The organism is Pseudooceanicola marinus (assembly GCF_002786295.1).
Lineage (GTDB): Bacteria > Pseudomonadota > Alphaproteobacteria > Rhodobacterales > Rhodobacteraceae > Pseudooceanicola > Pseudooceanicola marinus.
This window is the reverse complement of record NZ_PGTC01000013.1, coordinates 174,267-194,667: the sequence shown is the minus strand read 5'-3', so window position 1 is coordinate 194,667 and position 20,401 is coordinate 174,267. Positions and strand designations below refer to the sequence as shown.

At 65.2% G+C, this 20,401-nt stretch carries 20 protein-coding genes; 11 read left to right on the top strand and 9 right to left on the bottom strand.

What is annotated here, in order from left to right:
- The first annotated feature begins 3 nt into the window (after window positions 1-3).
- The 4 genes from mnmG to CVM50_RS09015 are packed head-to-tail and all read left to right on the top strand — an operon-like array spanning window position 4 to window position 4,223.
- Entirely contained in the window at window positions 4-1,881 is a 1,878-nt protein-coding gene (gene mnmG / locus CVM50_RS09030; RefSeq protein ID WP_198431879.1) for a tRNA uridine-5-carboxymethylaminomethyl(34) synthesis enzyme MnmG, read from the top strand.
- A complete protein-coding gene (rsmG, locus tag CVM50_RS09025; RefSeq protein ID WP_085889543.1) occupies window positions 1,878-2,492 on the top strand; it encodes a 16S rRNA (guanine(527)-N(7))-methyltransferase RsmG in 615 nt (204 codons plus the stop codon). Before mnmG ends, rsmG begins: the two co-directional genes overlap by 4 nt.
- On the top strand, window positions 2,485-3,294 hold the full coding sequence (locus tag CVM50_RS09020; protein ID WP_085889544.1) for a ParA family protein: 810 nt from the start codon (window positions 2,485-2,487) through the stop codon (window positions 3,292-3,294). The genes rsmG and CVM50_RS09020 overlap by 8 nt, the downstream gene beginning before the upstream one ends.
- Before the next feature lie 17 nt (window positions 3,295-3,311).
- Window positions 3,312-4,223: a ParB/RepB/Spo0J family partition protein gene (locus CVM50_RS09015; protein ID WP_085889545.1), complete on the top strand. Its 912-nt coding sequence runs from the start codon at window positions 3,312-3,314 to the stop codon at window positions 4,221-4,223.
- A 10-nt stretch (window positions 4,224-4,233) separates the two neighbouring features.
- Here the strand turns inward: CVM50_RS09015 and CVM50_RS09010 are convergent, their stop codons facing one another.
- Genes CVM50_RS09010 through rph form a run of 4 tightly spaced genes read right to left on the bottom strand, consistent with a single transcriptional unit; the run spans window position 4,234 to window position 7,061 of the window.
- Window positions 4,234-4,584, bottom strand: a complete 351-nt coding sequence (locus tag CVM50_RS09010; RefSeq protein WP_085889546.1) for a YbaN family protein — start codon at window positions 4,582-4,584, stop codon at window positions 4,234-4,236.
- 3 nt (window positions 4,585-4,587) lie between these two features.
- The gene (hemW, locus tag CVM50_RS09005) at window positions 4,588-5,781 is read right to left on the bottom strand and encodes a radical SAM family heme chaperone HemW (RefSeq protein ID WP_085889547.1); all 1,194 of its coding nucleotides are present in this window, start codon (window positions 5,779-5,781) and stop codon (window positions 4,588-4,590) included.
- The gene (gene rdgB / locus CVM50_RS09000; protein WP_085889548.1) at window positions 5,747-6,352 is read right to left on the bottom strand and encodes an RdgB/HAM1 family non-canonical purine NTP pyrophosphatase; all 606 of its coding nucleotides are present in this window, start codon (window positions 6,350-6,352) and stop codon (window positions 5,747-5,749) included. Before rdgB ends, hemW begins: the two co-directional genes overlap by 35 nt.
- Window positions 6,345-7,061, bottom strand: coding sequence for a ribonuclease PH (gene rph / locus CVM50_RS08995; RefSeq protein WP_085889549.1), 717 nt, complete (start codon window positions 7,059-7,061; stop codon window positions 6,345-6,347). The genes rdgB and rph overlap by 8 nt, the downstream gene beginning before the upstream one ends.
- Before the next feature lie 111 nt (window positions 7,062-7,172).
- Here rph and hrcA point away from each other — a divergent pair, with 111 nt between their 5' ends.
- A complete protein-coding gene (hrcA, locus tag CVM50_RS08990) occupies window positions 7,173-8,228 on the top strand; it encodes a heat-inducible transcriptional repressor HrcA (protein WP_085889550.1) in 1,056 nt (351 codons plus the stop codon).
- Between the two features lie 18 nt (window positions 8,229-8,246).
- On the top strand, window positions 8,247-8,804 hold the full coding sequence (locus CVM50_RS08985) for a nucleotide exchange factor GrpE (protein ID WP_085889551.1): 558 nt from the start codon (window positions 8,247-8,249) through the stop codon (window positions 8,802-8,804).
- A gap of 167 nt (window positions 8,805-8,971) precedes the next feature.
- Here CVM50_RS08985 and mutS read toward each other — a convergent pair whose 3' ends face one another.
- Complete coding sequence (gene mutS / locus CVM50_RS08980; protein WP_232618196.1) at window positions 8,972-11,629, bottom strand: DNA mismatch repair protein MutS; 2,658 nt, start codon at window positions 11,627-11,629, stop codon at window positions 8,972-8,974.
- Between the two features lie 123 nt (window positions 11,630-11,752).
- On the opposite strand from mutS, the gene CVM50_RS08975 reads away from it, so the two are divergent.
- The 5 genes from CVM50_RS08975 to CVM50_RS08955 all read left to right on the top strand — a co-directional run bounded on the left by CVM50_RS08975 (window position 11,753) and on the right by CVM50_RS08955 (window position 17,209).
- Window positions 11,753-14,008 (top strand): NADP-dependent malic enzyme, encoded by a 2,256-nt coding sequence (locus CVM50_RS08975; protein ID WP_085889552.1) that lies wholly within the window; start codon window positions 11,753-11,755, stop codon window positions 14,006-14,008.
- A 1-nt stretch (window position 14,009) separates the two neighbouring features.
- On the top strand, window positions 14,010-14,861 hold the full coding sequence (locus CVM50_RS08970) for a ribokinase (protein WP_085889553.1): 852 nt from the start codon (window positions 14,010-14,012) through the stop codon (window positions 14,859-14,861).
- Between the two features lie 158 nt (window positions 14,862-15,019).
- Complete coding sequence (locus CVM50_RS08965; protein ID WP_085889554.1) at window positions 15,020-15,430, top strand: DUF7282 domain-containing protein; 411 nt, start codon at window positions 15,020-15,022, stop codon at window positions 15,428-15,430.
- A gap of 151 nt (window positions 15,431-15,581) precedes the next feature.
- Window positions 15,582-16,499, top strand: coding sequence for a D-amino acid aminotransferase (locus tag CVM50_RS08960; protein ID WP_085889555.1), 918 nt, complete (start codon window positions 15,582-15,584; stop codon window positions 16,497-16,499).
- Window positions 16,496-17,209: a sulfotransferase-like domain-containing protein gene (locus tag CVM50_RS08955; RefSeq protein ID WP_085889556.1), complete on the top strand. Its 714-nt coding sequence runs from the start codon at window positions 16,496-16,498 to the stop codon at window positions 17,207-17,209. Before CVM50_RS08960 ends, CVM50_RS08955 begins: the two co-directional genes overlap by 4 nt.
- Window positions 17,210-17,237: 28 nt before the next feature.
- Here CVM50_RS08955 and CVM50_RS08950 read toward each other — a convergent pair whose 3' ends face one another.
- The 4 genes from CVM50_RS08950 to CVM50_RS08935 all read right to left on the bottom strand — a co-directional run bounded on the left by CVM50_RS08950 (window position 17,238) and on the right by CVM50_RS08935 (window position 20,347).
- On the bottom strand, window positions 17,238-17,834 hold the full coding sequence (locus CVM50_RS08950) for a class I SAM-dependent methyltransferase (RefSeq protein ID WP_085889557.1): 597 nt from the start codon (window positions 17,832-17,834) through the stop codon (window positions 17,238-17,240).
- 152 nt (window positions 17,835-17,986) lie between these two features.
- Window positions 17,987-18,193, bottom strand: a complete 207-nt coding sequence (locus CVM50_RS08945; protein WP_085889558.1) for a cold-shock protein — start codon at window positions 18,191-18,193, stop codon at window positions 17,987-17,989.
- A gap of 462 nt (window positions 18,194-18,655) precedes the next feature.
- Window positions 18,656-18,940, bottom strand: coding sequence for an SCP2 sterol-binding domain-containing protein (locus CVM50_RS08940; protein ID WP_198431878.1), 285 nt, complete (start codon window positions 18,938-18,940; stop codon window positions 18,656-18,658).
- 186 nt (window positions 18,941-19,126) lie between these two features.
- Complete coding sequence (locus CVM50_RS08935) at window positions 19,127-20,347, bottom strand: argininosuccinate synthase (protein WP_085889559.1); 1,221 nt, start codon at window positions 20,345-20,347, stop codon at window positions 19,127-19,129.
- Window positions 20,348-20,401 lie beyond the last annotated feature (54 nt).

Sequence of the window (20,401 nt, the reverse complement as noted above, 5' to 3'; positions counted from 1 at the left end):
GAGATGTTTCACGTGAAACATTCTGATTTCGATGTTGTGGTCGTGGGCGGTGGACACGCCGGTTGCGACGCTGCCGCTGCCGCCGCCCGGTGTGGCGCCCGCACCGCGCTGGTCACGCTGAAGCTGTCCGGCATTGGCGTCATGTCTTGCAACCCGGCTATCGGGGGCTTGGGTAAAGGCCACCTGGTGCGTGAAATCGACGCGCTGGACGGGGTCATGGGCCGCGTGGCGGATCTGGCCGGCATCCAGTTCCGGCTGCTGAACCGTCGAAAGGGTCCCGCCGTGCAGGGGCCGCGCGCCCAGGCGGATCGCGCCGTCTATCGTACTGAAATGTTGCGGGAAATGACGAATACCCCGGGACTGACGGTGCTGGAAGGCGAGGTGACCGACTTCCGCATGGAGGGCGAGCGGGTTGCAGGTGTTATCCTTGGCGACGGGTCCGAGATCTCGGCCGGCGCCGTGGTTCTGACCACCGGCACCTTCCTGAGGGGCCTCATCCATATCGGCGACGTCAGTTATGGCGGCGGTCGCATGGGTGACAGCGCTGCGGATCGCCTGGGTGACCGCCTGCGTGCGCTTGATCTGCCGATGGGACGGCTAAAAACCGGCACGCCGCCACGGCTGAACGGCAAGACGATCGACTGGGAGGAGTTGGAGGATCAGCCGGGCGACGAGGATCCGGTGCTGTTTTCCTTCCTGTCCAAGGGCGTAAACCTTCGCCAGGTCGCCTGTGGCATCACCCACACCAACGCTGCCACGCATGAGATCATCCGCGAAAACCTCGAACGCTCGGCCATGTACGGCGGGCACATTGACGGGGTCGGCCCGCGCTATTGCCCGTCGATCGAGGACAAGGTGGTGCGCTTTGCCGACAAGGACAGCCACCAGGTCTTCCTGGAACCCGAGGGGCTGGACGACGATACGGTTTATCCCAATGGCATCTCCACCTCGCTTCCCGTGGAGGTGCAGCACGCCTATGTCCGGTCGATGAAGGGGCTCGAGAACGTCGAGATCCTGCAGCCGGGCTATGCCATCGAATACGATTACGTCGATCCCCGCGCCCTGGACACGCGGCTGTCTCTGCGCGACCTGCCGGGCCTGTATCTGGCGGGGCAGATCAATGGCACCACGGGCTATGAAGAGGCCGCGGCCCAGGGCCTGGTCGCTGGCGTGAACGCCGCGAAAGAGGCACTGGCACAAGATCCTGTGTTGTTCAGCCGGTCTGACAGCTACATCGGGGTGATGATCGACGATCTGACCACGCGCGGGGTCTCGGAACCCTATCGCATGTTCACCTCGCGCGCCGAATACCGGCTGTCTCTGCGCGCCGATAATGCGGATCAGCGGCTGACCCCAAAAGGCGTAGAGGCCGGGTTCGTCGGCGAGACGCGCCGTACCGCCTTCGAGGCAAAGATGGGCCGCATCGGGGCAGGGCGCGACGTGTTGGATAACACCGTGGTGACTCCGAAGCAGCTGAATGCCGCCGGCATTCGCGTGGGGGAAGACGGCAAGCAGCGTACGCTCTACCAGGTGTTGGCCTTCCCAGAGACAACTGTCGCAGATCTTGTGCTTCTGGCGCCCGAACTGGCCGATCTGGATCAGGAAACCCAGGAGCAGCTGCGGCGCGATGCGCTCTACGCCACCTATATCCAGCGCCAGCAGAACGATGCCCAGGCGCTGCAGAAAGACGAGGCGCGCGGGATTCCTGGTGATTTCGACTATGATCGGCTCGATGGGCTGTCGAATGAGCTGAAATCGAAACTGGTGCGCATCCGCCCGTCGAATTTGGCGCAGGCGGGCCGGATCGAGGGCATGACCCCGGCCGCGCTGGCGCTGATCCTGTCGCGTCTGAACCGCGATAAACGGGAAAAATCGGCGTGAGCAGGGATGACATCGCCGCCAATGTTTCACGTGAAACATTGCAGCGGCTCGACACCTACGCGGATCTGCTGACGCGCTGGAATCCGAAGATCAACCTGGTGGCCAAATCCACGATCCCGGAGTTGTGGACCCGGCACCTGCTGGATTCGATCCAGGTGGCCGATCTGGCGCCCGAAAGCTATGAAAAATGGGTCGATATTGGCAGTGGCGGGGGCTTTCCCGGCCTCGTCGTGGCGATCCTGACGGCGGAACGGCAGCCGCAGGCGCGCTTCACCCTGATCGAATCGGACCAGAGGAAGTGCGCCTTCCTGCGTTCGGTGGCGCGGGAATGCGGGCTGAGGGTGGATATTCTGGCCAAACGCATCGAATCTGCCCCGGAGCAGGGCGCCGATGTGCTTTCTGCCAGGGCGCTGACGCAGTTGGAGGGGCTTCTGGGCTTTGCCGAGCGCCATCTGGCCGCCGACGGAACGGCGCTTTTCCAGAAGGGCGCACGCTGGCGCGAGGAAGTTCGCGCGGCAGAGGCCCATTGGCGCTTTTCCTGCGAGGCCGTGCCGAGTACAACCGAACCCGAGGCTGTGATCCTGAAAATCGGAGGAATCGAACGTGTCTGACCTGCTTTCGGCGCATGGTCCCCGCATCGTCGCCATCGCCAACCAGAAAGGCGGGGTGGGGAAGACCACGACCGCGATCAACCTCGGTGCCGCACTGGCGGAGCAGGGGCAGCGGGTTCTCCTGATCGACATCGATCCGCAGGGCAACGCCTCTACCGGGTTGGGTGTCGAGCCCGATGACCGCACCTATACCAGTTACGAATTGATGCTGGACGATGCGCAACTTGACCAGATCATCATGCAGAGCGACGTGCAGAACCTGGACATCGTGCCGGCCACCGTCGACCTGTCCTCGGCGGATATTGAGCTGATCGCCAATGAAAAAAGGTCCTTCCTGCTGCATGATGCCCTGCGTCAGCCGGCGATGAACGACCTGAACTACGATTACATCCTGATTGATTGTCCGCCCTCGCTGAACTTGTTGACGGTCAACGCCATGGTCGCCGCGCATTCGGTGCTGGTGCCGCTGCAGAGCGAGTTTTTCGCCCTGGAAGGCCTGTCGCAGCTGATGCTGACGATCCGGGAGGTGCGCCAGTCGGCCAATCCCAATCTGCGGATCGAGGGGATCGTGCTGACGATGTACGACAGCCGCAACAACCTCAGCCAGCAAGTGGAGGAAGACGCGCGTGAGAACCTGGGCGACCTGGTGTTCCGCACGATCATCCCGCGCAACGTCCGGGTATCCGAGGCGCCGTCCTTCTCGGTGCCGGTGCTGGAGTTCGACACGATGTCGAAGGGGGCCGCGGCCTATCGCGCGCTGGCCTCTGAGCTGCTGCAAAAACACGAAAGCGTCGCCGCCTGAGGCGAGTGGAGAGCAGAATGGAAAAGAAAAAGAGCCGGGGTCTGGGCCGGGGGCTGTCCGCCCTGATGGCCGATGTGAACGAACAGCCGGCCGCAACGACCACCAGCGGCACCAGCGTCCGCCGTCCGGACATGATGGTGCCGATCGAGAACGTGGTGCCGAACCCCGATCAGCCGCGCCGGACCTTCACCGAGGATCACCTGGACGAGCTGACCGCCTCGATCAAGGAAAAGGGCGTCATCCAGCCCCTGATCGTGCGGCCGAAACCCGGTGACGAGGGCAAGTTCGAAATCGTCGCGGGTGAACGTCGCTGGCGCGCCTCGCAGCGGGCCAAGCTGCACGAACTGCCCGTCATCGTGCGTGATTTCGACGATACCGAGGTCCTCGAAGTCGCGATCATCGAGAACATTCAGCGTGCTGACCTGAACCCCATCGAAGAGGCCGCCGGTTTCCGGCAGCTGATGGAGAAGTTCGGCCATACCCAGGAAAAGTTGGCCCAGGCGCTCGGCAAAAGCCGCTCGCATATCGCCAACCTGATGCGTCTGCTGCAGCTGCCGGATGAGGTGCGCGAATACCTGGAAGAGGGCAAGCTGTCGGCCGGCCATGCGCGGGCGCTGATTACGTCGGATGATCCGGTAACGCTGGCCAAGAAAGTCGTCTCCGAAGGGCTGTCAGTACGCGCTACCGAGGCCTTGGCGAAGAAGCCGAAGCCCGGCAGCGAGACGCCCAAGGTGACCCGCAGCGCCCCGAAAAGCCTGGGCGACAAGGACGCGGACACCAAGGCGCTGGAGGCGGATCTGTCCGCCGCGCTTGGCTACAAGGTGCAGATCGACCATGTGGCGGGGCAGGAGTCCGGCAAGATCACCATCAGCTATCCCTCGCTGGAGGCGCTGGACGATATCGTGCAGATCCTCGGCAGCGGCACCTGATCGGCCCGGTCTAGCTGGGCCGCGTCCAGAGGAAGATCATCACGCAGGTCAGGGTCAGCCCCTGGATCAGCAGGATCGCCGGGCGCAGGCCCATCAGGACAGACAGAAGAAAAACGCCTCCCACCATCACGGTGGCGAGGCGTTTTGCCTTGAGGGAGATCGCGCCGCGGTCGTGCCAGTCGGCGATCGAGGGGCCGAACGTCGGGTGCTGCGTCAACCAGCTGTGCAGCCTCTCCGACGAGCGGGCGAAACAGAAGGTTGCCAGCAACATGAAGGGCACCGTGGGCAAAAGGGGCAGCACAACCCCCACGAGGCCGAGACCCATGGCCAGAAGCCCGGAAATCAGCCAGATGGCCCGCATTTCCTACGAATCCAGCAGTTTGTTTATGACCGCGTTCAGAAGTATACGTCCTTGATCTGTAACGAAAATTCGACCGTTTTCGACTTTTACCAGGTCTCTCTCGCGCATCTCCTCGACCTGGGACCCGTTGAGCGGCGCTGAGCTCAATTTCTCGAACCGGTCCAGAGAGATCCCTTCGCGCAGGCGAAGACCCATCAGAAGGTATTCCTCGGCCTGTTCCTGTCCAGTTAAGGAATCCACCAGGCTGTCGGCATTTCCGGCCTCGGCCATCTGCAACCACTTGCCGGGCGCGCGCGGCTGCTCGGTCGCATGGCGGTGCCCGTCCAGCGTCACCCGGCCATGGGCGCCGGGGCCGATGCCGATGTAATCGCCGTAGCGCCAGTAGAGGACATTGTGCCGCGACCGGGCGCCGTCGCGGGCGTGGTTGCTGACCTCGTAATTCTCGAACCCGTGGGCGGCGGTGACCTCCTGGGTCAGCTCCCACATATCGGCGGCCAGGTCTTCCTCCGGCAGGTCACGCAAGCCGCCACGCTTGTAACGGTCGCCAAAGGCCGTGCCGTCCTCGATCGTCAGCTGATAGAGCGACAGGTGGTCGATGGCGAGGGACAGGGCGCGGTCCAGCTCCGCCTCCCAGGCGGACAGGGTCTGCTTCTGCCGGGCATAGATCAGGTCGAAGCTGACCCGCTCGAACTGGTTGCGGGCGATGTCGAAGGCGCGCAGGGCCTCGTCGACGGTATGCAACCGGCCCAGGCGGCGCAGGTCCTCGTCGTTCATTGCCTGGAACCCCATCGACACGCGGTTCACCCCGGCCATGGCGTAACCGGCAAAGCGGCCCGCATCGACGGACGTCGGGTTGGCCTCCAGCGTGACCTCGGTGTCATTGGCCTGGGGCCAGAGCCGCCGTATGGCGTCCAGGATGCCCTCCACGGTGGCGGGTTCCATCAGGGACGGGGTGCCGCCGCCGAAGAACACCGATTGCACCACACGGCCCGGTGTGAGGGCCGCATAGCGTTCCAGCTCGGTGATGTAGGGTGTCAGCCAGCGCGCCTGATCGACCTTGTCCCAGACGTGGGAGTTGAAGTCGCAGTAGGGGCATTTGGATTGGCAGAACGGCCAGTGGATGTAGATCCCGAAGCCCGCGTTCTGCCAATCCTGATCCGCGTTACTCAAAGCAGGCCTTGAGTTTTGCAAAGGCATCGGCGCGGTGGCTGATGCGGTTCTTCTCTGCGGTGTCCATCTCGCCGAAGGTGATGTCGTAGCCCTCGGGGACGAAGATCGGGTCATACCCGTGGCCTTCGCTGCCGCGCATGGGCCATTCGACGCGGCCCTTGCAGATCCCGGCGAAGATCTCGTCATGGCCATCGGGCCAGGCCAGGCAGAAGGTACAGTTGAAGGCCGCGGTGCGGGGGTAGGGCGCATTGCGCTCTTCCAGCAGGTCCCAGGTCTTCTTCATCGCCATGGGGAAGTCGCGCCCATTGGGCGTTTCGGCCCAGTCGGCGGTATAGACGCCCGGGGCGCCGTCCAGGCCATCGACGGTGATACCGCTGTCGTCCGACAGGGCGGGCAGGCCGGTTGCCTTGGCGGCGTAATGCGCCTTGATGCGCGCGTTGCCGATGAAGGTATCCTGATCCTCCACCGGCTCTTCCAGCCCGTGATCGGCAGCAGAGCTGACTTCGATGCCATAAGGCGCCAGCAGCTCCGCGATCTCGTGCAGCTTGCCCTTGTTGTGGCTGGCCAGGACCAGCTGTTTTCCTTCGAACTTACGCATTTACGGCCGCCTTCTGGATCTCCGCCAACTCTTCCACGCCTTTTTCGGCGAGGTCCATCAGCTGGTTCATCTGGTCGCGGGAAAACACGCTGCCCTCGGCCGACATCTGCACCTCGATCAGCTTTTTCGAGCCGGTCATGATGAAGTTGCCATCCACGCCGGCCTCGCTGTCCTCGGGGTAGTCGAGGTCCAGCACCGGCTGGCCGGCATAGATGCCACAGCTGACGGCGGCGACCGGATCGGTCAGCGGATCGCTGATCACGTCGCCGGCCTTCATCAGCTTGCTGACCGCCAGCTTCAGCGCGACCCAGCCCCCGGTGATCGAGGCGCAGCGGGTGCCGCCATCGGCCTGGATCACGTCGCAGTCGATGGTGATCTGGCGTTCGCCCAGGGCCACGCGATCGACGCCTGCACGCAGGGATCGACCTATAAGCCTTTGAATTTCAATGGTTCTTCCGCCCTGCTTACCCATGGCCGCCTCGCGCCGCATGCGCGAGGTGGTGGAGCGGGGCAGCATGCCGTATTCCGCCGTGACCCAGCCCAGGCCGGACCCCTTGATGAAGGGGGGCACGCGGGGCTCGATGGTGGCCGTGCACATCACATGGGTGTCGCCCACCTTGATCAGGCAGGACCCTTCGGCGTGTTTCGTGACCCCGGTCTCGATTGAAACCGGGCGCATTTCGCTTAAATCTCTTCCAGACGGTCGCATGAATTCCCCTCTTTCTTCGGGCCGTGATAGGCAGGGGCGGCGTGCGAAGGCAACCCCGTTGACCTTTCAGGGGGCCTCTCTTTAATGACGATCAGGGCAGACGAGACGAGAATGGCCGAGAGAACTTCGACCCTTGAGGATCTGAACGACCGCTCGCGCGAGGTCTTTCGTCGCGTGGTCGAAGGCTATCTGGACACCGGCGAACCCGTGGGTTCGCGCAGCCTGACCCGGGTGATGAACGAGAAGGTCTCGGCGGCCACCATCCGCAACGTGATGCAGGACCTGGAATTCATGGGTCTGCTGGGCAGCCCCCATGTCAGCGCCGGCCGCGTGCCGACGCAGCAGGGGCTGCGCATGTTCGTCGACGGCCTGCTGGAAGTGGGCGACCTGGACGCGACCGAGCGCGAGAAGATCGACGCCACCATCGGCAACGGCGGTGACGTGGGCACGATGATGGACCGGATCGGCTCCGCGCTCAGCCTCGCGACCCATGGCGCCAGCCTGGTGCTGACCCCGAAACACGAGGCGCCGATCAAGCATATCGAGTTCGTGTCGCTGGGGCCGGAACGGGCGCTGGTGGTGCTGGTCACCGCCGACGGCCACGTGGAAAACCGGCTGTTCACCCCGCCGCCGGGCCAGACGCCCAGTTCAATGCGGGAGGCGGCGAATTTCCTCAACGCCGTGCTGGAGGGCAAGACCCTGAGCGAGGCGCGGTCGGCTGTTTCACGTGAAATAGACGCCCGCCGTCAGCAGATCGACGGGCTGGCCCGGGCGCTGGTGGAAAGCGGCGTGGCTGTCTGGGAGGACGAGGGTGATTTCCACGAACGGCTGATCGTGCGCGGCCGGGCCAACCTGCTGGACAGCCAGGAAGAGGACCTGGATCGGATCCGCGTCCTCTTCGACGATCTTGAACGCAAGCGGGACATTGCCGAGTTCCTGGAACTGACCGAGGATGGCGACGGTGTGCGCATTTTTATCGGCTCGGAGAACAAACTTTTCTCACTTTCGGGTTCCTCTCTGGTGGTCTCTCCTTATATGAACGCTGACCGGAAGATCATCGGTGCGGTCGGTGTGATCGGGCCCACGCGGCTCAACTACGGGCGCATCGTTCCGATTGTGGATTACACGGCGCAGCTGGTCGGGCGGATGCTGACGGACCGGCGATAGGCCGAGATGAGGTGAGACATGGCAGAGCCGAAGGACGAGAATTTCCTGGACGACATCGATGAGGCCGAAGCCGAGACCTATGAGGTCGAAGTGGAAGAGATCGACGATGACGCGGCGGAGGTTGACGCGCTGAAAGCCGAGCGGGATGAGCTGAAAGACAAGTGGATGCGCGCCCTGGCGGATGCGGAGAACGCCCGCAAGCGCGCCGACAAGCAGCGTCGCGAGGCGGAGAACTACGGTGGCGCCAAGCTGTCGCGGGACATCCTGCCGGTCTACGACAACCTGAAGCGCGCCGTCGAGGCCGCAGGCGAAAAGACCGAGGAAAACGCCGCCCTGATCGAAGGGCTGGAGCTGACGATGCGGGAGCTGCTGAACACCTTCCGCAAGCACGGCATCGAACCGATCGCGCCGGAAGTGGGCGACAAGTTCGATCCGAACGAACACGAGGCGATGTTCGAGGCCCCGGTGCCCGGCACCAAGGCGGGCGAGATCATCCAGGTCTCGGCCGAGGGCTTCATGCTGCATGACCGCCTGCTGCGCCCCGCTCAGGTGGGCGTGTCCAGCTTCACCGGCTGATCGCCGGGAATCGGCCCTTGGCCGATGGCCTCCGGCGGGGATATTTCCGGCCAAGAAATAGAGAAAGGGCGCGTCTCCGGGATCGGTGGCGCGCCCTTTTCCCATACAATGGCTGAAAATACTCCGGGGGAGCCGAAGGCGGGGGCAGAGCCCCCCTTTGACAGGATCTATCCCCGCGCGGTGTCCTTCAGCCGATAGAGCATCTCCAGCGCCTCGCGCGGGGTCAGGTCGTCGGGGTTCATGCCCTCGACCAGCTCACCCAAGGCCTGCAGCCCCTCCGGGATCTTGGCGCTGGCCGCAGGCGCCGGCGGGGGCGCGGCGGCAAAGAGGGGCAGGTCGTCGATCACCGCCTTGGGGCTGCCGCCTTTGCGCGCGTTGTCTTCGAGCGAGGCCAGAACCTCCCGCGCGCGGGCCACGACGCTGTCGGGCAGGCCCGCCAGTTTCGCCACCTGAACCCCGTAGCTGCGGTCGGCGGCCCCCATGCGCACCTCGTGCAGGAAGATCACCTCGCCCTCGTGTTCGCGCACGGTGACGGTGGCGTTTTCCACCCCGCTGAGGCGTTTCGAAAGCTCGGTCATCTCGTGGTAGTGGGTCGCGAAAAGCGCCCGGGTGCGGTTCACCTCGTGCAGGTGTTCCATCGTCGCCCAGGCGATCGACAGCCCGTCGTAGGTGGCCGTGCCACGCCCGATCTCATCGAGGATCACCAGCGCGCGGTCATCGGCCTGGTTCAGGATCGCCGCCGTTTCCACCATCTCCACCATGAAGGTCGAGCGGCCCCGCGCGAGGTCGTCGCTTGCCCCCACACGGCTGAAGATCTGGCTGACCAGGCCCACATGGGCCGTGGTAGCGGGCACGTGGCTGCCCATCTGGGCCAGCAGGGCGATCAGCGCGTTCTGCCGCAGGAAGGTCGATTTACCGGCCATGTTTGGGCCCGTCAGCAGCCAGATCGACGCGTCCTCGCCTTCGGGCGACAGCAGGCAGTCGTTGGCGATGAAGGGCGCGCCCTCGCGGCGCAGGGCCTGTTCCACCACCGGGTGGCGGCCGCCCTCGATCTCCAGCGTGCGGGACATGTCGACGCGGGGGCGCACCCAGTCCTCGGCGCGGCTGAGATCGGCCAGCGCCGTGGCCAGGTCGAACTCCGCCACCGACTGGCTGAGGCGGGTGATCTCCGGCGCCTTGTCGAGGATCGCCTGACGCAGCTGGCCATAAAGGCGCGTCTCGATCGCCTGGGCCTGGCCGGCGGCATTCAGGATGCGGGTTTCCAGCGAGGTCAGCTCGGGCGTGGTGAACCGCACCTGGTTGGCCGTGGTCTGGCGATGCTTGAACGTCTCGGAATGAGGCGGGTTCAGCATCTTGTCGGCGTGGGTCGCCGTCACCTCGACGAAATAGCCTAGCACGTTGTTATGCTTGATCTTCAGCGAGGAAATGCCGGTTTCCTCGGCGTACTGGCTTTGCATGCCCGCGATCACGCCGCGGCCTTCGTCGCGCAGCCGGCGCACCTCGTCCAGCTCCTGGTCATAGCCCGGGGCGATGAAGCCGCCGTCACGGGCCAGCAGGGGCGGCTCGGCCACCAGGGCCACGTCCAGCAGCGCCAGCAGCTCTTCCAGTCCCGACAGGCCGCGCGCGGCCTCGGACAGAAGCTGTGGCAGCTGCGCATCCGACAGCCGGGCCGACAGCACCCCGGCCTGACCAAGCGCGTTGCGGATCGCCGCCAGGTCCCGGGGGCCGCCGCGATCCAGCGACAGGCGCGACAGGGCGCGGTCCAGGTCGGGCACCTTGCGCAGGGCGTCGCGCAGGTCCGACGACAGGCGGGTGTGTTCCACGGCGAAATCCACCGCGTCCAGGCGCCCGGTGATGACCGGCAGCGCGCGGGAGGGCGAGGCGAGGCGCCGTTCCAGCAGGCGGGCACCCACGGCGGTCACCGTTCGGTCGATGGAGGACAGCAGCGAGCCGGCCCGGGCGCCGGTCATGGAATGGGTGATCTCCAGGTTGCGGCGGGTGGCCGCGTCGATCTGCACGTTGCCGTCCAGCGCCTCGCGGTTCGGCGGGCGCAGCAGGGGCAGTTTGCCCTTCTGGGTGATCTCCAGGTAGTCGACCACGGCGCCCATGGCCGACACCTCCGGCCGGGAGAAGCTGCCGAAGCTCTCCAGCGTGCCCACCTTGAACAGATCCGTCAGCCGCGTCTGGGCGCCGGCGCTGTCGAAACTGCCCCGCGACAGGGGCGTGAGGGAGATGCCGAATTCCTCGACCAGCGGGCGCAGCTCGGCCTCCTCGGCCTCGCTGACCAGCAGTTCGGAGGGCGTCAGCCGGGCCAGTTCCGGCCCCAGCTTCACCGCCGCCATGGGCATCACGTGAAACGCGCCGGTCGAAATGTCGACCCAGGCCAGGGCGCTTTCACCCCGTACGGTTGCAAATGCCGCGAGGAAGTTGTGGCGCCGCGCCTCCAGAAGGCTGTCCTCGGTCAGGGTGCCGGGGGTGACCAGGCGCACCACGTCGCGGCGCACCACGGATTTCGAGCCACGCTTCTTCGCCTCGGCGGGGTCTTCCATCTGTTCGCAGACGGCCACGCGGAACCCCTTGCGGATCAGCGTCAGCAGGTAGTTTTCCGCCGCATGCACGGGCACGCCGCACATCGCGATGTCTTCGCCCAGGTGCTTGCCCCGCTTGGTCAGGGCGATGTCCAGCGCGGCTGCCGCGGCTTCGGCGTCGGCAAAGAACATCTCGTAGAAGTCGCCCATGCGGTAGAACAGCAGAGCGTGCGGATATTGTTCCTTGATTTCAAGGTATTGCGCCATCATCGGCGTGACGTTGGCAGACGTGTTCATGGGGCCCCCGGGTCTTTCGGGCAATCTACAATCGCGCGCCCGGTGACGAAAGGCGAAAGCGGCGAGAGTTGGCAGGCGGTGCGCGCTTCGTGTAAGACGCGAGAGCCTTGAAGGGAGTGCATCATGTCCAAGAGCCGGATCAGTCGCGAAGACGCGCTGGCGTTTCACCTCGAACCCAGTCCTGGCAAGTTCGAGATCAAGGCCACCGTGCCGATGACCACCCAGCGGGATCTGTCCCTGGCCTACTCCCCGGGCGTTGCCGTGCCCTGCGAGGAAATCGCCCAGACGCCGGAAACCGCCTATGACTACACCAACAAGGGCAACCTGGTGGCGGTGGTCAGCAACGGCACCGCCGTGCTGGGCCTGGGCAACCTGGGCGCGCTGGCCTCGAAGCCGGTGATGGAGGGCAAATCGGTCCTGTTCAAACGCTTCGCCGACGTGAACTCGATCGACATCGAGCTGGACACCGAGGACCCCGAGGAAATCATCAAGGCGGTGAAGCTGATGGCACCGACCTTCGGGGGCATCAACCTCGAAGACATCAAGGCGCCCGAGTGTTTCATCATCGAACAGCGCCTGAAGGAAGATTGCGACATTCCCGTCTTCCACGACGACCAGCACGGCACCGCCGTGATCTGTGCCGCGGGCCTGATCAACGCGCTGCACATCTCGGGCAAGAAGATCGAGGACTGCAAGATCGTGCTGAACGGGGCAGGGGCCGCCGGCATCGCCTGCCTGGAACTGCTCAAGGCCATGGGCGCGCGTCATGACAACTGCATCATGTGCGACACCAAGGGCGTGATCTACCAGGGCCGCAAGGAAGGCATGAACCAGTGGAAGTCGGCCCATGCCGCCACCACCGATGCCCGCACCCTGCCCGAGGCCATGGACGGCGCCGATGTCTTCCTCGGCGTCTCGGTGAAGGGCGCCGTGACCCAGGACATGGTGAAGAGCATGGCGCCGAACGCCGTCATCTTCGCCATGGCCAACCCCGACCCGGAGGTGACGCCGGAAGAGGTGCACGAGGTACGCGAAGACGTGATCGTCGCCACCGGCCGGTCTGACTACCCCAACCAGGTGAACAACGTCCTGGGCTTCCCCTATCTGTTCCGCGGAGCGCTGGACATCCACGCCCGTGCGATCAACGACGAGATGAAGATCGCCTGCGCCGAGGCCCTGGCCAAGCTGGCGCGCGAGGACGTGCCGGACGAGGTCGCCATGGCCTATGGCCGGGCGCTGACCTTCGGGCGGGATTACATCATCCCGACGCCCTTCGACCCGCGGCTGATCTACATGATCCCGCCCGCCGTGGCCCAGGCCGGCATGGAAACCGGCGCCGCGCGGCGCCCCATCGTCGACATGGACGGCTATGAACAGACGCTGAAGGCGCGTCTGGACCCGACCGCCTCGATCCTGCGGGCGCTGCATGCGCGGGCCAAGAACGCCCAGGCGCGGATGATCTTCGCCGAGGGCGACGACCCCCGCGTGCTGCGTGCGGCCGTGGCCTATCAACGCTCCTCGCTGGGCGAGGCCATCGTCGTGGGTCGTGAGGCCGACGTGAAGGCCAAGCTGGAGGCCGCGGGCCTGGGCGACGCGGTCGAGGAACTGAAGGTGGTCAACGCAGCCAAGACCGAATACCTGGGCGAATACAAGGACTTCCTCTACAGCCGCCTGCAACGCAAGGGGATGGACCAGCAGGACGTGCACCGCCTGGCGGCGCGCGATCGCCATGTCTTCGCGGCGCTGATGCTGGCCCATGGCCATGGCGACGCGATGATCACCGGCGCGACGCGCAAGTCCGCCCATGTGATGGAGCTGATCAACCACGTCTTCGACGCCGGGCCGAAGGACGGTGCCGTGGGCACCACCGCCGTGCTGATGAACGGGCGCATCGTGCTGATCGCCGATACGCTGGTGCAGGAATGGCCGGATGAGAACGACCTGGCCGACATCGCCGAACGCAGCGCCGAGGTCGCCCGCGATCTGGGGCTGGAGCCGCGCGTGGCCTTCGTCAGCTTCTCCACCTTCGGCTACCCGGTGTCGGAACGCGCCGAGAAGATGCACCTGGCGCCCAAGGTGCTGGAAAAGCGCGGGGTGGATTTCGAGTTCGAGGGCGAGATGACCGTGGATGTGGCGCTGAACGCCCGCGCCCGCGCGCATTACCCCTTCGCCCGGCTGACCGACAATGCCAACATCCTGGTGGTGCCCGCGCGGCACTCGGCCTCGATCTCAGTCAAGCTGATGCAGGAAATGGCTGGCGCCACCGTCATCGGCCCGATCCTTTCGGGCGTCGACAAGCCGGTGCAGCTCTGCTCGACCGGGTCCACCGTGAACGACATCCTCAACATGGCCGTCATGGCCGCCTGCAAGGTGAAGTGAGATGACCATCTGGACCCTCGGCTCGGTCAACGCGGACCTCGTGTTCCGGGTGCCGCATCTGCCGGCGCCGGGGGAAACCCTGGCGGCCACCGATTTCTCCCGCGGGTTGGGCGGCAAGGGGGCCAACATGTCGGTGGCCGCCACGCGTGCCGGGTCCCGCGTGGAACATATCGGCGCCGTGGGCGAGGATGGCGGTTGGATGAAGGACCGGCTGGCGGGCTACGGCGTGTCGGTCACCCACCTGGCCGAGATGCGCGGCCCCTCGGGACAGGCGGTGATCGAACTGGATGACGAGGGGGAGAACCGCATCATCATCCTGCCCGGCACCAACCGGCGCATCGACATAATGGGCTTTGACGAGATCCTGTCGGAGGCGGAGGAGGGCGACTGGGCCCTGTTCCAGAACGAGACGAACGGGCTGCTCGACTTCGCCCAGGCCGCCAAGGCGCGCGGCCTGCCGCTCGCCCATGCCGCCGCGCCCTTCGACGCCGAGGCCGTGGCGCCTCTGCTGGAGCTCTTGGACCTGCTGGTGATGAACCAGGTGGAGGCGGAGCAGCTGCAGACGGCCACGGGCCTGGCGCCCGAGGCGCTGCCTGTTCGTGACGTGGTCATCACCCTGGGGGCGAAGGGCGCGCGCTGGATCGGCGCCGACGGCGACCGCAGCTTCGAGGCGCCCAAGGTTCGGCCCGTGGATACCACCGGCGCCGGGGACACCTTCACCGGCTACCTGGTGGCCGGGCTGGAACAGGGGCTGGCGATGGCCGAGGCGATCGAGCTGGCACAGCGCGCGGCCGCGGTGATGGTCACCCGCATGGGCACGGCCGACGTGATCCCCAAACGCGACGAGCTGTGATCCGATCACGGGCTTCAATACGGGGCTGCATCACGGGCCTGTCATGTCTCGTGATGCCCCTTGGCGTCTTTTTCTGAAACTCCCTGCGCGGCGGCCCGTGAGTCAAAGCAACCGACCCCAAACGGGGACGGTCCTGACATCACAATGGGAGATATGACATGAAGACCCTTATCGCAGCCGCCGGCCTCAGCCTCGTTGCCTCCGTCGCCCTCGCCGACGATCACATGGCCCCCATGGTCGAAGCCATGGACCAGGACGTGTCCAACGGCGTGGTCAGCGCCACCAAGGTCGTGGCCCCGGAAAACGGCTGGTTGGTCGTGCACCGCACCGATGCCGAAATGGCCCCCGGCCCGGTCGTCGGCTATGCACCCCTGCGCGTCGGCGAAACCATGGATGTGGCCGCCATCCTGCAAGAAGACGTGATGCCCGGCGACATGCTGATGCTGATGGTCCACTCCGAAGAGGGTGGCATGACCACCGGCATGTTCGAATACACCCTGGGCGCCACCGAGGACGGCCCGATCAAGCCCGGTGGTGACCTGGTGATGTCGGTCATCACCGCAGAGTGATCGGCTGCCGGCGGAGGGGGGCCTTTGCTCCCCTCTTGCCATCGGGGCCGCGAAATTCGGCCAGTTTGATCGGCGGGTCCGGATTTTCCGGATCCGCCGATTGGCTTTCCGGCGCCAGCCTCCTAGCGTCGCCCCAAAGACGGAGGTGACGATGAGCGATACCCGGGACCAGACCGCCCATGATGCGGAACATGACGCCCGCAACGATGACCTGAAGTTCTGGCTGAACGGCAAGATCGTCGGCAAGGCCGAGGCCGTCGTGTCGATCTACGACAGCGGCTTCATGCTGGGCGATGGCATCTGGGAGGGGCTGCGCCTGTATGACGGGCACTGGGCCTTCCTGGACGAACACCTGGACCGGCTGTTCGAGGCGGCCCTGGCCATCGACCTGGACATCGGGCTGTCCAAGGGAGAGATCGAGGTGGCGCTGGAGGAGCTGCGCGCCGCCAACGGCATGGAAACCGACGCCCATGCCCGGCTGATGGTCACCCGCGGCGTGAAGGACCGCCCGTTCCAGCATCCCTCGCTGTCGCGGTCGGGGCCCACGGTCGCGATCATCATGGAACATTCCAAGCCGGTCCTGGGCCGTCCGATCCGCCTGGCCACCGTGCCGCATCTGCGCGGCCTGCCGATGACCCAGGATCCCAAGCTGAATTCCCATTCCAAGCTGAATTGCATCCTGGCCTGCATCGCCGCCGAGAAGGCCGGCGCTGACGAGGGGCTGATGCTGGACGTGCATGGCTTCGTCAACACCACCAATTCCTGCAACTTCTTCATCGTCCGCAAGGGCGAGGTTTGGACCTCCACGGGGGACTACTGCATGAACGGGATCACCCGGCAGAAGGTGATCGATGTCTGCCGCGCCGAGGGCATCCCGGTGTTCGAGCGCAACTTCTCCCTCGTCGATACTTATGGCGCGGACGAGGCCTTCCTGACCGGCACCTTTGGCGCCCAGACGCCTGTCGGGGAGATCGACGGGCGGCAGATCGGCACCGGCGCGCTGGGGCCTGTCACCGAACGCATCCGCGCGCTTTACAAGGATCTTGTGGCGCGGGAGGCATCGCGATGAAGATCGCCTGCTGGTCCGGCCCCCGCAATATCTCCACCGCGATGATGTATGCCTTTGGAAACCGGGAAGATTTTTCCGCCGTGGATGAACCCTTCTACGCTGCCTACCTGGCGCTGACGGGCCGAGTGCACCCGATGCAGGCGGAGATCCTGGCGGCGCAACCGCAGGACCCGGGTGAGGTGATCGCCACGCTGACAGCCCCCGATGCCACGCCGCATGCCTATCACAAGCATATGGCCCAACACATGATCCCGCAGATCCCGCGCGACTGGTTCGGGGACATGCGGCATGTCTTCCTGATCCGCCATCCGGCCCGCGTCGTGGCCAGTTTCTCGGCCAAGTACGACAATCCGGAACTGTCGGAGATCGGCTTCGTCCAGCAGGCGGAGCTGTTCGAGCAGGTGCTGATGGAGGGCCATGATCCGGTGGTCATCGACAGCCTGGACATCCGCGCCGACCCGGAGGGAATGCTGCGCGCGCTCTGCGACCGGCTGGGGCTGGCTTGGGATCCGGCGATGCTGTCCTGGGAGGCGGGCCCGAAATCCCATGACGGGGTTTGGGCCGCGCATTGGTACAATGCCGTTCACGGCTCGACCGGGTTTGCCGGGGCCGAGGGGGAGATGCCGAGGCTGACCGGGGAGATGGCCACGCTGGCCGAGGCCGCGCTGCCCGCCTATCAGGCGCTGGCGTCCTGCCGGTTGCGCCCCTGATCTTGGCCGGACCCCAAGGCGCGGCGCGTCAGTGCCGTCGCGCCACCATGTCCACCAGGGCGGAGGGGCCGGAATGGCCCGCGCCCTCTTCCAGCACCTTCTCGTAGCTGGTCAGCTCGACGATCTCGCAGCCCGAAAAGGCCTCGCGCAGCATCGCCTCGGTATAAAGCTGTTCGGCGACGCGGGGGCCGCCGGTGCCGTGCTCCAGCTGGTCCACCGTGTAGCCGTGCACCAGGATCGTGCCGCCGTGCTTCGTGGCGCGGATCATGCCGTCGAAGACCTGCGCGCGTTCCTCGGGGGTGAGGAACTGGAAGAAGATCCCGACGACCAGATCGTATTGCTGCGCGTCCCAGTCGTAGTCGAGGATGTCGGCGACGGAGGTCTCGACCTCCACGTGCCAGTCCTCGGCCAGCTTGCGCGCCTTTTCGACCGCCTTGGGCGCGCCGTCGAAGGCGGTCACCTTCATGCCGCGTTCGGCCATGAAGACGGAATTGCGCCCCTCGCCATCGGCAATGGACAGGGCCGTCTGACCCGGCACCAGCAGGCCTGTGTGGGTGCGCAGCACCTGGGAGGGCGAGGTGCCGTAGACGTAATCGGGGGTGTCGAAACGGTCGTTCCAGTTCATCGGGGGATCTCCTGTCGCTTGCCGTGAATGTGTCACGTGAAACGCGGACGGCAAGAGGGGCGCGGTGTCGCGGACCCGCATGCCCGGACCCCTGAAACGCAAAACGCGGCGCCCGGAGGCACCGCGTTTCGGATCGCGAAGATCGCTTTGGCTTAGGCCAGGGCGATGTTCGATGCGGATTCGCGACCGTCACGGCCGGATTCCACGTCGAAAGTCACTTGCTGGTTGTCGGCCAGGCCGGTCAGGCCTGCGCGTTCCACGGCGGAGATGTGGACAAAGATGTCCTTGCCGCCGGATTCCGGTGCGATGAAGCCGAAGCCTTTAGTGGTGTTGAACCATTTCACGACGCCATTGGCCATATCGTGGTCTCCTTCAATAAACCTGCCCGCAGGATGCGGCAGCGTGGCGTTGTCGGTCTGGATCGAGAAAGACTGAGCGCCGGTTTAGAGGAGACAGCTGTCGAAATAGAAAAACGTAAGCTCGCGACCTCTACGCCGCTTGGGCGAGTCGCACAAGGGAAAGTTGAGGTAGGGATGGGAGCTTCGATTTTATGGTGAACGGGGCTCCCGACTTCAATGCTCACGCCTGGCATCATGTCCCGCCCGGCGGGCGCGGCCCCAATATTCGTCGCGGCCCCCTCGCAGCCGGGCCCGGGTCGCTTCATCCGGCAGCTGAAAATACTCCCGCCGGAGGCTGCCGTCGCAGACGGCATTCGGGGGGCGGCGTGGTGGTAAGTTTTCAGCGGGCGGCCGGGCTGCGAGGCCCGGGGCTCCGCCCGTTCGGCTCTGAAACTAGCCGCCGGACAGTTTCCAAGACGGGCCTCACCCCAGAACCTTCCCCAGCTTCATCGCCAGACCCATGTCGCCCGAGACCTTGATCTTGCCGAAGGCGAAGGCGGTCATCGGGTTCAGGTCGCCCGCCATCAGCTTCACGAGGTTGGCGCGGCTGATGTGGATGGTGCAATCGGCGGGCTCATCCGCCAGCACCACGCCGCCGTCGCGAATGGTGATCGCGCCGTCCGCACCGCAGTCGAACTTGAAGCTGTCCTCGACGGGCCGTTTCTCCAGCCCGCGGGCGATCTTCGCGGCAATCTCTTCCATGGTCATCACTGTCCCTCCCTCTGGTCGCCGGCAGTTGAGGGCGGGGGCAGGGCGCTGCCAAGGGTGACGTGGCGCGCCTTGACGTTAACGTAACGTCAGCACGGGGGCGGCGGCGCGCACAAACGCAAAACGGCGCCCGAAGGCGCCGTTTCCACGAGGTATCCGACAGGTCCGCAGACCCGACGGACGAGGTTACTTCACGCGCTTGTTGCGCGCCGCCAGCAGCTTCAGCCGCAGGGCGTTCAGCTGGATGAACCCGGCTGCGTCCTTCTGATCGTAGGCGCCGGCGTCGTCCTCGAAGGTCACATGGGCCTCCGAATAGAGCGAGTAGTCGGACCAGCGCGCCACGGTACGGGCCGAGCCCTTGTAAAGCATCAGCTTCACGGTGCCGGTGACAAACTCCTGGGACTTGTCGATCAGCGCCTGCAGCATCTCGCGTTCGGGGCTGAACCAGAAGCCGTTGTAGATCAGTTCCGCGTAGCGTGGCATGATCGAATCCTTCAGGTGGCCGGCGCCGCTGTCGAGGGTGATCTGCTCGATGCCACGGTGCGCCTCCAGCAGGATCTCCCCGCCCGGCGTCTCGTAGATGCCGCGGGACTTCATGCCGACGAAGCGGTTTTCCACGAAGTCGAGGCGCCCGATGCCGTGTTTCTTGCCCAGCTCGTTGAGCTTGGTCAGGATCGTGGCGGGCGACATCTGTTCACCGTCGATGGCAACTGCGTCGCCTTTTTCGAAAGTGATTTCAACGTATTGCGGCTCATTCGGGGCCGACAGGACCGGATCGTCGGTCCGCTGGTAGACATATTCCGGTGCCTCGACGGCGGGGTCTTCCAGCACGCGGCCCTCGGAGGAGGTGTGCAGCAGGTTGGCATCGACCGAGAAGGGCGCCTCGCCGCGCTTGTCCTTGGCGATCGGGATCTGGTTCTTCTCGGCGAAGTCCAGCAGCGAGGTGCGCGAGTTCAGGTTCCATTCGCGCCAGGGGGCGATGACCTTGATCTCGGGGTTCAGGGCGTAGCAGGCCAGCTCGAACCGGACCTGGTCGTTGCCCTTGCCGGTGGCGCCATGGGCCACGGCATCGGCGCCGGTTTCGGCGGCGATTTCCACCAGCCGCTTGGAAATCAGCGGGCGGGCGATGGAGGTGCCCAGCAGGTAGAGGCCTTCGTAGACCGCGTTGGCGCGGAACATCGGGAAGACGAAGTCGCGCACGAATTCTTCCCGGACATCCTCGATGAAGATCTCCTTCACGCCCAGCATCTCTGCCTTGGCACGAGCCGGTTCCAGCTCTTCGCCCTGACCGAGGTCGGCGGTGAAGGTGACGACTTCGCAACCGTATTCGGTCTGAAGCCATTTCAGGATGATCGAGGTGTCGAGGCCGCCGGAATAGGCCAGGACGACTTTCTTGGGCGCGGACATATCTGTTCCCTCTTGCGGATGCGAGAGCGGCGATAGCGGGTTTTGCGGGGCAGG